Source organism: Sporosarcina sp. Y1004, assembly GCF_057669665.1.
Genome location: NZ_JBYHFQ010000050.1, coordinates 1 through 10532 on the forward strand (window position 1 = coordinate 1; position 10532 = coordinate 10532).

The following is a 10532-nucleotide window of genomic DNA, read 5'->3' on the forward strand; positions in this document are numbered from 1 at the left end:
GGACGTCGCGATCTTAGACTGCCATCCTTTTCACTTATGCCTGTCGGGGCTAAACGGCGCTTTGCACTTTTCTTACAAAAAGGAGAATTTATGTGCCTACGATTACAAGTTCCTATCAACAACAAGTCTTAGTCAATCCTGATAAAATAGCCATTCAAACTTCTACCGAATCCATTACATACCGTGACTGGAATACAGTCGTTTGCAAAACAGCAAATTGGATACATTCGATAACTGCTACCCGCGGTGTCATCGGTATCTTCATGCCGAACAGTATTTCTTTTCTTCAACTGTTCACAGGCGCTGCGATGGCTGGGCGTATTGCCGCAACTTTTGACGCTAAATGGAAACCAACAGAGCTTGAACAGCGTTTAGTAATCTCGTCCCCTTCAGTTGTTGTAACAACCGCCGAATTGGCTAAACGCATTAGGAGCACGGAGTTTACCATCATTATTTGGGAAGATGCTTTAGACCAAATCCTACAGTGTGATTCTTCTTGGATCGAAGATTTCACAGGGGAAATACCCTTTTACATGGGTTTCACCTCAGGAACAACCGGTGTCCCTAAAGCCTTTATTCGTTCCCATGATTCATGGATTGCTAGTTTCGAATGTAGCCGGCATGATTTCCACATAGACAAAACTGATCATGTTCTCATTCCAGGTGCGCTCATCCATTCCCATTTTCTTTACGGAGCCATCAGCGTTTTGTACCTAGGCGGAACAATTTATCTATTAGAAAAGTTTTCGCCCCTACTTGCACTGGACTTCATCAAAAACTACCCAATAACAATACTGTATGTCGTACCAACAATGGTAGAAGCGATGCTCTTGGAAGACTATATTATCGATAAGCCTATACAGATCATATCGTCTGGGGCAAAATGGGAAGTAGATTCAAAACGAAAAATCCAGGAGCAGTTCCTTCATGTTAGGATGTTTGAGTTTTATGGGGCGAGTGAACTAAGTTTTGTATCTTTTTTATGTAATGACAGCGATGAGGACAAACTTGGTTCTGTGGGTAAACCTTTTCATAACGTTGAAATTCAAATCAGAAACGCCCATCTGGATGAAGCATCCGATCGGGAAATAGGTACAATTTTTGTCAGGAGCCCAATGATCTTTGATGGCTATATTCATCCACAATCACATGCCATTCAATCTATCAAAGACGAAAACAATTGGGTAACTGTCGATGATATGGGTTATTTAGATGAAGACGGTTACTTATATATCGTCGGGCGTGAGAAAAACATGATTTTATACGGCGGTATAAATGTTTTCCCTGAAGAAATCGAAACGGTCTTGCTGAGGCATCCCGATGTCGAAGAAGCAGTTGTCATTGGCATGAACGATTCGTATTGGGGACAAGTACCAGTTGCCGTCATAAAAGGGCATGCATCTAAGAAAGACTTAAAAAAGCTCTGTATGAATAATCTATCTTCTTACAAACTTCCACGTAAATGGTTTTTTGTCGAAGAGATACCCTATACAACTAGCGGTAAGATTGCCCGCATGCAAGTTCAACAATTAGTCGAAACCGAGGTGGTCAGAAATTAACAGGGCGGTAATCGTACAAGCGAAACGGACACCTATAGGGAAAAAAGACGGAATGTTCCGGGATATCCAACCTCATATTCTTGCAGCGCCACTTCTCCGAGAATTGTCAACGGGGATAACACATGAAATAGATGAAATTATTTTTGGAAATGTTATAGGGCCCGGGGGAAATATCGCCCGTTTGTCTGCGTTGGAATCAGGGCTTCCTTTATCGGTAACTGGAATGACAATTGATAGGCAGTGTAGCGCGGGTCTTGAAGCCATTCGGACCGCGTGCCATTTCATTCAAGGAAAAGCAGGAAATTGTTATATCGCAGGGGGTGTGGAAAGTACCAGTACTTCCCCGTTTCCAAAAAGAGCACGATTTTCCCCTGACCATTTAGGCGACCCTGATATGGGCATAGCTGCAGAAAATGTCGCACAAAAATACAAAATCACTAAAAAAATGCAAGATGATAATGCACTCCTCAGTTATCAGCGTAGCTGGAATGCCTATCGTGAAGGTTTGTATCAACCTGAAATTATTGAATTCGGAGAAATGACTATAGACGAAAGCTTTTATAAAGAACGCGATATGGAAAAGTTGTTAACACGCGCTAAACCCATTTTCATAAAAGACGCCGGTACAGTAACTGCCGCAAACAGCTGTGGTATTAACGATGGGGCTGCGGCGGTAGTTGTCATGGAAGAAGGACTTGCCAAGGAACTACATATGAAACCCGTTCTGAGATTCGTCGATAGTGAAGTGAGTGGAATCCATCCTGATTATCCCGGTATTTCTCCAGTTCCAGCAATCCACAAGTTATTGAATCGAAACGGTCTGTCGATTGAGGATATCGACTTGTTTGAAATAAACGAAGCCTTCGCTTCAAAAATTGTTGCATGCGCGCAGGAATTGTCGATTCCCTACGAAAAACTAAATGTATCCGGCGGTGCTTTGACAACAGGACATCCTTACGGGGCTTCAGGTGCAATTCTGGTTACCCGGCTATTTTATGAGGTTCAACGAAGAAAAGGGATGAAATATGTGATTGCTTCCATTGGAAGTGCTGGCGGTGTGGGACTCGCAGTGTTATTTGAGGTGATTGGGTGAAAACAGAAAAACAGTCGTTCATTTTCCAGAGAGAACAAGTACAGAAATATGTTCAAATGCTCGGTGACTTAAATCCTGTATATGATTGCGAGGAGAGTGCACGGCAATTGGGATTTCGGACAATCCCTATCCCGCCTGTAATGCCAATGACTCTCTATAAATCATTCGAAATACCATGGACGTTACAAGCGCCTGTTATTCTTCGTAAACAACAATGCATAAATCATATTAAAATGTACATCGATGAAGTATACACCGGTTTTATTTCATTATCGGATGTGAAAGTCAGAAAGGGACATACATTCAGTAAACAGACACTATTTCTATACAATTATGAAGGGAGTTTGTGTTTCAGCGGGATCTCTCAACTTGTTTCAGGTGAATTGGTATGATTGAAATAAAGTTACTTTTGACGCAGCAAGACATTGAAAACTATGCTGAGATTTCCGGTGATTATAATCCAATCCACCTGGATGATGGTCAGGCAAAGAATCATGGATTTTCAGGAAGAATCGCCCACGGCATGCTGGTAATGGGGAAAGTTTGGAGTGCGGTTTCAAGCAATTTATTAACGCCTAATGACTTCCCATCGAAGTATATAATTGATTTTTATTCGCCTATTCATGCAGAAGACATCGTAGTTTTACAGGTCGTACACGATGCAGATAGACTTCAAATTGAAGGAATATGCGAAGAGCAAATTGTTATTAAAGGATCGATTATAATAACATGAAAAAAGTCACTTCCTATTTTATTTAGGAAGTGACTTTTTCGACTAATTTAATTCATTTTCCTCGGCCAGAAGCTCCATTTCCCTAACAATATCAGTATCGCTGGAATCAGAAGTGGTCGTACAACGAACGTATCGATAATAATACCAAGTGCCATGATAAACCCAAAGAGTTTAAGTTCGTAAATTGGCATTGTCGCAAGCACCAGGAATGTTGCTGCCAGGACAAGTCCCGCAGAACTGATGACGCCTCCTGTTTTATCGACTCCCCTTCTAACCGCATCTTCAAACGGCATTGACTTCATCTCTTCACGTACTCTTGCAATAAGCATGATTGAATAGTCGACGCCGAGTGCAATTAGGAAGACAAACGTGTATAACGGAATTCGGTAACTGATTGCTTCCAGTCCTAAAAAGACGTCGAATAGGAAGAGGGATAGACCAAGTGTAGCCGCATAGGACAACAGAATTGTGCCCATCATATAAACCGGTGCGATAATCGAACGTGTTTGGAGTCCAAGCATGATCGAAATAAGTACCGTCATAATCGACATAATAACAATCGTATCTCGCTTATTAACATCTCGAATATCTGCATTTTTCGCACTCTCTCCAGCGACAAACAGTTTCGTTTCAGTAAGTTCAGCATCTCTTAAAATCATTTCACTGTTTGCGCGGACTTCTTTCACAGCATCCAGTGCTTCTTTATCATACGGATTGCCTTTAAATGTGATGGAGAATTTAGCACTTTTTCCATCTTCCGTAGAAGGATTTCCTTGAGCAGTAATACTCTCAACGCCTGGTAGTTTTTCAAGCTTCTCAATTGCAACAAGCATTTCTTCCATACCCATTTGTTCTTTCGAAACGAAAAGCAGAGTACTAGGTGCTAAACTTCCTTCAGTAAATGATTCGCCGAGTCGCTCATACCCTATGCGAGAAGACAAATCCTCCGGGAAGGATTCAATTAGATCATAAGATTCTTTCATATTGGTCACATTCCACGCTCCGATTAGTAACAGCAATAGAATTGGAACCATAAACATAGCAGGGCGTTTCGTAACTTTAATTGCAACTTTGCCCCAAATGGATGCTTTGTCTTCTTGCACTTCTCCATATTTTGGAATGACCGGCCAAAAAGCTCTTCTGCCAATCAATGCAAATAGTGCTGGCAACAGCGTAAGTCCTGCAATAAGCATTGCTATAGCTGCAATGGCAAAAGCAGGCGCAAAATTACGGTACGGTTCATAAAGGGCGAAGAATAATGTTGCTACTCCCAATATGATTGTGCTCCCACTAAAGAAAATTGGTTCTTTTACATGACGCATCGTTTCAGTCATTGCATCATTAACCGACTCATATCTTTTTAGCTCTTCACGATAGCGTGAAAAGATTAGCAAAGAGTAGTCTGTAATAACTGCGAATAATAATATTGTCATAATCGACAGAGCTTGGCTATCTACTAAAAACCATTCTGCCTGTGTCGTCAGTCCGATTATCTTGTCAACAACGACATACACAATCGCTGCCCCAGCAAGCGGGATTAGTGTCAACAATGGGGAGCGATAAATGACCAACAGTAAAACGAGAATTATTCCAACAGTAGATAATAATAAAATGACATCCGCTTTACTAAATAATTCAACTGCATCAGAAGCGATTCCAGCAGGTCCCGTCCATGATACTTCAATACCCTCATCTATTTTAGGTTCTACATCTTTTTTAATTGATTTAACTAAATTATTTAGTTCCTTACTTTCTAGCTCCCCTAATAACGTGAGAGGTACGAAAAATGTTTTTCCATCTTCAGAAAGAAATGTTGCCCGAACGTCCGGAGAAAGTTTCGTCAACGGGACTACTGTCACTTCACCTAACGTCGGATCGACTTGAAGTGACTCAAGTGTTTCTGAAAATCCGAAAAGATCCTCGTCTGTTAAACCGTCTTCAGTATGAAAGACAGCAAACAAGGGTAATCCACCATCTGCTGGAAAATACTTTTCAAGATTCCTTTCCGCTATGATTGACTCTGCATCGGCTGGCAAACCACTGTCTTTATTGGCGGTGACAAATTCATTGCCGCCGGGCGCAAAAGCAGAAAGAACAATTGCAAGTAAAATCCAAATAGTAGCTGACCATACCCATATTCTTTTTCGGGTTCGTTTTTCATTTGCCATTATCGTTTGCCTTCTTTTTCAGTCATGAATGTAATGACGACAAACAAAGCAAAACTCGTTAGCAAGACTGTTCCACCGATTATATAGAAAATAAGCGAAAATGTTGAATTAATGCCAAATGGTTGCATAAATTGCAACCACATCCCAGTCGTCAGACCAATTGCACCAATAATACCAGTCCAACCGTGAACGGAGACGAGTTTTTTAGCTCGAACTTTATAAATCTTGTAAAAGACGCCCCAAGCAAATAGTGACAACCAGCCAACCAATAAAATATGCGCGTGGATTGGACGGAAGGCAGCTGATCCAGAACCCGCCATATGTGAGCCTAATATTGTTCCTATCAATCCGAAAATTGCAGAAACACGAATAAGCCGTAAACTCCATTTTTCTTGCATGCAAAATTCCCCCTATGTTGTTGATGTTATACATTTATCTTAGACTTCCTTTATGAACGGAAGATGAACAGGACATTACAACTTCGGAAAATTCATAGTAAAAGTTGTGCCACTCCCTTTACCACTAACTACTTCAATCGTCCCGCCATGCAATTTCACGACTTGCTGGACAATGGACAATCCAAGTCCTGTTCCTCCTGTTTCCTGGGTTCTTGAATGATCTGCCCGATAAAAACGGTCGAAGATGCGCGCCAGTGCTTTTTCCTCAATACCAATCCCGTTATCCCGAATAAGGATTATAACGTGGTCCGTCTCCTCTGCTAGCACTATTTCAATCGCTCCGCCAATTTCCGTATACTTCAACGCATTAGATAAAAGGTTCTCCCATACTTTTTCAAGGAAGGCAGGATCACCAGTAAAATGGACCTCTGCAATATCCATCGACAATGTCATATCCTTTTCCTCTAACAACCATCTATAATTGCCGATCGTCTCCTTCAACTGCACATCCAATTCAAAGGTTTTCATCTCAAGTGGGGATGCTAACTGATCAAGCGAAGTTAGTAGCAACAGCTGTTTCGTTAATGAAGACAATCGTTCCGTTTCTGATTGGATGACAGATGCATAACTTTTTCGCGCCTCTTCCGTTAGCATATTGTCCAAAAGAAGCTCCGCATAACCTTTGATATTAAGCAAGGGTGACTGGAAATCATGCGACACATCGCTTATGAACTCTTTACGTATTCGATCATTTTCACTCAATTTCTCTGTCATTAGCTGAAAACTTTTTGCTAGTTGCCCAATTTCATCTTTTCAGTTAATATCGAGCGTCCCTGTAAACTGTTCATCGCCAACTTTTTTTGTTGCCGCAGTCAGCTCCGTAATTGGATCAATCAGCTTTTTAGCCACAAATAACATTGATAGCAAACTGAAAACAGCCATGACTAAAACCATTCCACCTAAAATATAATGGACTTCTGTGAATAGCATTTTAATATCGGGGCGTAGGAATAGTGCAAACGTTTCGTTGTTATACTTAAACGGAACTCCGACTGTGTTTGCCAACTTATTCGAGAAATAGCCTGTTACAAACGTTTCGCTCGGGAGATCTCTCATCCCATGGTATTCTTCACCATTCATTACCTTATCTATGACTTCGTTTGAAAGTTTTTCTTCTCGAAATCCGTCCCCATACATAGTAGACTTTAGATTTTCATTGACCACATAGAGCTTATATCCGACTGCTGATTGTGTTTCCAAATAATCTTCAAGATCGATATCCTTATTTGACTCAATGAATGATACAATGCTTTTTACAATGTTCATATTCTTCTCGTCGTTCTGCCCTTTCAAATGCTGATGGTAATATGTATTGATGGCGAGAAATGCGATGAGCGTACTCACTATCATTATCACCACTGTTGTCGCAATAAACTTCCCGTATAACGATCTCATAGCGAGGACACTTCAAGCTTATATCCAATACCCCGCAGAGTAGAGATGGTCACTTCCCCAGTGAGTTTCGCCAGCTTGTCTCGAATCCGCTTAATATGCACGTTCAATGTTTGTTCATCACCTTCATAATCATAACCCCATATCCGTTCAATCAAAGTTTCTCTTGTGAACACATGATTCGGTCGTGATGCTAAAACTGAAAGTAATTCAAACTCTTTTAAAGGAAGAAGGAGTACCTTTTTTTCGACGGAAACTTCATAGCTCTGCCGATTTATTTTCATCGGGCCTGCCTGGATAAACACATCAACCGCCTTGTCGTATCTACGTAAGATTGCATTTATTCTAAATAACAATTCCTTTGGTTCAAATGGTTTTACAACATAGTCATCAGAACCCGCTAGAAAACCCTTTTCTTTATCTTCTAATTCCCCTTTTGCTGTCAACAATAGTACCGGAATATCCAGCTCTGCTCTAATTCTTTTTGTCAGCGTATACCCATCCATACCTGGCATCATTACATCCACCACTGCCAAGTCGGCTAATTCCTCTTCTAGTATCGTTAGCGCCTTAAATCCATCAGACGCCTTCAGAACCGTATAACCCGCTTGAGACAATTGAATAGACACGAGTTCCAATATATTAGGATCATCATCTACCACAAGTATTTTCATCATGAAACATTCCCTTTCTTTCTACCGTATAACTTATACCATTCCGCGTTTAATAAACCTGATAACAATATGATAACGGCCGTCAAATAAAACCAGATAACAAGTAAGATAATACCCGACAATTGGCCATATAAACGAGTATAGTCAACATTCGAGACGTAGCTTCCAAAAACTAGAGAAAATAACTGCCAACCAATAGCAAAAAAAATCGCACCCGGCAGCGCTTCTTTAAATGTAACTTTGCTCGTTGGTACAATTTTGTAAAATAAAAGGAAAAACAGAAGTAAAAAGAGCGTACCCAGCCCCCATTTAACATTTGGCCAAATATAAAGCCAACCTTGCCATTCTTCAATTGTATCGTAGTATGTCACTACTTTGAATAAAGCTTTCTCAATAATTGGAAGAAACAATGATAGTGGGATAACGAGCATAAAAAGGAGTGTGACGCCCAAATCACGGATAAGGACTTTCCAAAATGCATAACGGCGCACATGGCCATTCGCAAGATCAAGTGAACGAGCTAACGACTGTACAGCCATGGAAGTAACCCAAAATGCTGCTATCAGGCTCACATACAGTATTTTCCCATGGCCTTTATTTAGAACTGCTCGGACATTGTCTTCTATTACAGTGAATGCCTCAACAGGGGCGAAAGGTCTCAGAAAGGTTAGTAGCATTTCTTCATTAACTGGAAATAAGCTAAGCAGGGATAAAACGAAAAGGAAAAATGGAAACATCGACAATAGAAGATAATATGCCGTCTGCGCTGCTTGATCAAAAAAGCGTTCCTTGAAAAAACGACCGATTACATTTTCAATAATCTTCATACGCTTACCTCCCTATTCCAATATACCCTATTCTAAACAAAGCCAATGGATTACCACAAAAATTAATTATGAATATAAATTCCAATAGCAGAATTTGATTTAATGGGGTCGACTAATCCATTAAGCCAGTCTAAGGTCAACTGGGCTATTAAAGGATTACTTGAACTGCTTCATTAACTACGGTAGACTATTACTTATAGTAAGGTAAAAACTAGGAGTGATTTGCAGATGGATATCTCTATTACTAAAGCTTTACGTGAACTTAAAACCTTGGATGCACGTATACTAAAAAAAATTAGTGAAACTACTTTTGCGGCATCAAAAAAACCAAAAGAAACGATTCGCGGCTTCAAAACAATCAACGAGTTCGAAAATGAAGCAAAAGAGAGCTTACAATCCATTAAAGATTTGATTTCTCGTAGAAAACAAATAAAAAAAGCGATTGTTGAATCCAATGCAAAAACAATTGTAGAAGTTTCTGGAGTAAAAATGACGGTTGCTGATGCAATTGAACGTAAGAATTTTATCGAAATAGAGAAATCACTTCTTTTTAAAATGAATAATGACTATGGTCAATCTCAAGTACGCGTAGAAGAAAATAATGAACTTGCCCAAGATAGACTAGACACGCAACTAAATAACATGATCTCTAAAGATGGTAAAACAGACTTAACCGCTGTTGAAGGCTGTTTTGGGAATCTGAGGAAACTAAATTGATTGATCCAATCAATGTAAAAGAACTAACTACGAAAATGGCAATTGATATTGATACTTTCGAAGATGATGTCGATGTAGCACTCAGCGAAATCAATGCGCGTACATTAATAACTGTTAACTAGTACATAACCATTTCGATTTGCTGTTATAGCGAAAAAGAAGAAAGTTTTCCCGTTTGCAGGGTCTGGGTCAAACCCCTGCACTACAATCAACTTAAATAATTGAAAAAAAGCTCAAGGCTAAACGTTTAAACCTAAAAGGTAAACTTTCAACTTTCTTAAATTACAAAGTTCAATAATGAGCGATTAACAATCTATAAAATCTCGGGTAACAGGTGTAATGGGATTTAAAACTTCCTTTCTTCTCCTCCGAGCAGCTATGACAGCACAAAAAGAGTGATCCTTAGGGGGTCACTCTTTTTGTTTGAAGTAAATATAATTATATAAGTAGGACGACTTTACATGGAGAGAGTAAACATGTCCTTCCCTCACAAAGTGAACCCCCCAACTAATCATTGGCGCGCGAGCAATCCAACCTTCGATTATAATTTAATATAAACAACAAAAAAAGCCACTACCTAAAAGGCAATGACTTTACTTTGAGACCGGCGACGTCCTACTCTCACAGGGGGAAACCCCCATCTACCATCGGCGCGCGAGCTTAACTTCCGTGTTCGGGCTCCGAAAGTCGATGAACGGCAGATTTCTTTGTCAGCTTCAGTCGTCCGGTTCTCATGTATTTCATACGCTCCGATCCTCCTGCCTTCGCTTCCTCGAACTCTACCGTCCCTCGCCTTTCTCGCATTCCACTGGATCAAATAAATATAACCTTCGGTTAAAATCTAATAAAACAAAAAAAAGCCACTGCCCGAAGGCAATGACTTTACTTTGAGACCGGCGACGTCCTACTCT

General features: G+C 40.3%; 12 protein-coding genes and 1 rRNA gene. 6 read left to right on the forward strand and 7 right to left on the reverse strand.

Features of this window, described 5'->3' with window-relative positions:
* The first annotated feature begins 92 nt into the window (after positions 1-92).
* Genes AC25Y6_RS19380 through AC25Y6_RS19395 form a run of 4 tightly spaced genes read left to right on the forward strand, consistent with a single transcriptional unit; the run spans position 93 to position 3385 of the window.
* A complete protein-coding gene (locus AC25Y6_RS19380; RefSeq protein ID WP_488144175.1) occupies positions 93-1559 on the forward strand; it encodes an AMP-binding protein in 1467 nt (488 codons plus the stop codon).
* Entirely contained in the window at positions 1555-2652 is a 1098-nt protein-coding gene (locus AC25Y6_RS19385) for an acetyl-CoA C-acyltransferase (protein WP_488144181.1), read from the forward strand. The genes AC25Y6_RS19380 and AC25Y6_RS19385 overlap by 5 nt, the downstream gene beginning before the upstream one ends.
* A complete protein-coding gene (locus AC25Y6_RS19390; RefSeq protein ID WP_482105902.1) occupies positions 2649-3044 on the forward strand; it encodes an FAS1-like dehydratase domain-containing protein in 396 nt (131 codons plus the stop codon). Before AC25Y6_RS19385 ends, AC25Y6_RS19390 begins: the two co-directional genes overlap by 4 nt.
* A complete protein-coding gene (locus AC25Y6_RS19395) occupies positions 3041-3385 on the forward strand; it encodes a MaoC/PaaZ C-terminal domain-containing protein (RefSeq protein WP_482105901.1) in 345 nt (114 codons plus the stop codon). Before AC25Y6_RS19390 ends, AC25Y6_RS19395 begins: the two co-directional genes overlap by 4 nt.
* A 47-nt stretch (positions 3386-3432) precedes the next feature.
* Here the strand turns inward: AC25Y6_RS19395 and AC25Y6_RS19400 are convergent, their stop codons facing one another.
* From AC25Y6_RS19400 to AC25Y6_RS19425, 6 genes are all read right to left on the reverse strand, one after another.
* Positions 3433-5553: an MMPL family transporter gene (locus tag AC25Y6_RS19400; protein WP_488144176.1), complete on the reverse strand. Its 2121-nt coding sequence runs from the start codon at positions 5551-5553 to the stop codon at positions 3433-3435.
* Positions 5553-5951, reverse strand: coding sequence for a hypothetical protein (locus AC25Y6_RS19405; RefSeq protein ID WP_482105899.1), 399 nt, complete (start codon positions 5949-5951; stop codon positions 5553-5555). Before AC25Y6_RS19405 ends, AC25Y6_RS19400 begins: the two co-directional genes overlap by 1 nt.
* 75 nt (positions 5952-6026) lie before the next feature.
* A complete protein-coding gene (locus tag AC25Y6_RS19410) occupies positions 6027-6725 on the reverse strand; it encodes a sensor histidine kinase (RefSeq protein ID WP_488144177.1) in 699 nt (232 codons plus the stop codon).
* A gap of 39 nt (positions 6726-6764) precedes the next feature.
* Positions 6765-7406 (reverse strand): hypothetical protein, encoded by a 642-nt coding sequence (locus AC25Y6_RS19415; RefSeq protein ID WP_488144178.1) that lies wholly within the window; start codon positions 7404-7406, stop codon positions 6765-6767.
* Positions 7403-8077, reverse strand: coding sequence for a response regulator transcription factor (locus AC25Y6_RS19420; protein WP_482105963.1), 675 nt, complete (start codon positions 8075-8077; stop codon positions 7403-7405). Before AC25Y6_RS19420 ends, AC25Y6_RS19415 begins: the two co-directional genes overlap by 4 nt.
* Complete coding sequence (locus AC25Y6_RS19425; protein ID WP_482105897.1) at positions 8077-8904, reverse strand: YihY/virulence factor BrkB family protein; 828 nt, start codon at positions 8902-8904, stop codon at positions 8077-8079. Before AC25Y6_RS19425 ends, AC25Y6_RS19420 begins: the two co-directional genes overlap by 1 nt.
* Before the next feature lie 228 nt (positions 8905-9132).
* On the opposite strand from AC25Y6_RS19425, the gene AC25Y6_RS19430 reads away from it, so the two are divergent.
* Together AC25Y6_RS19430 and AC25Y6_RS19435 are read left to right on the forward strand one after the other, a co-directional pair.
* On the forward strand, positions 9133-9621 hold the full coding sequence (locus tag AC25Y6_RS19430) for a hypothetical protein (RefSeq protein ID WP_488144179.1): 489 nt from the start codon (positions 9133-9135) through the stop codon (positions 9619-9621).
* On the forward strand, positions 9618-9743 hold the full coding sequence (locus AC25Y6_RS19435) for a hypothetical protein (RefSeq protein ID WP_488144180.1): 126 nt from the start codon (positions 9618-9620) through the stop codon (positions 9741-9743). Before AC25Y6_RS19430 ends, AC25Y6_RS19435 begins: the two co-directional genes overlap by 4 nt.
* A gap of 481 nt (positions 9744-10224) precedes the next feature.
* Here AC25Y6_RS19435 and rrf read toward each other — a convergent pair.
* Positions 10225-10349, reverse strand: a 5S ribosomal RNA gene (gene rrf, locus AC25Y6_RS19440).
* Positions 10350-10532 lie beyond the last annotated feature (183 nt).

Bases quoted from the DNA above. Each gene is read 5' to 3' on its own strand.
- AC25Y6_RS19415 (WP_488144178.1), bottom strand. From the start codon at position 7,406: ATGAGATCGTTATACGGGAAGTTTATTGCGACAACAGTGGTGATAATG.
- AC25Y6_RS19410 (WP_488144177.1), bottom strand. From the start codon at position 6,725: ATGACAGAGAAATTGAGTGAAAATGATCGAATACGTAAAGAGTTCATA.
- AC25Y6_RS19430 (WP_488144179.1), top strand. From the start codon at position 9,133: ATGGATATCTCTATTACTAAAGCTTTACGTGAACTTAAAACCTTGGAT.
- AC25Y6_RS19425 (WP_482105897.1), bottom strand. From the start codon at position 8,904: ATGAAGATTATTGAAAATGTAATCGGTCGTTTTTTCAAGGAACGCTTT.
- AC25Y6_RS19405 (WP_482105899.1), bottom strand. From the start codon at position 5,951: ATGCAAGAAAAATGGAGTTTACGGCTTATTCGTGTTTCTGCAATTTTC.
- AC25Y6_RS19395 (WP_482105901.1), top strand. From the start codon at position 3,041: ATGATTGAAATAAAGTTACTTTTGACGCAGCAAGACATTGAAAACTAT.
- AC25Y6_RS19420 (WP_482105963.1), bottom strand. From the start codon at position 8,077: ATGAAAATACTTGTGGTAGATGATGATCCTAATATATTGGAACTCGTG.
- AC25Y6_RS19400 (WP_488144176.1), bottom strand. From the start codon at position 5,553: ATGGCAAATGAAAAACGAACCCGAAAAAGAATATGGGTATGGTCAGCT.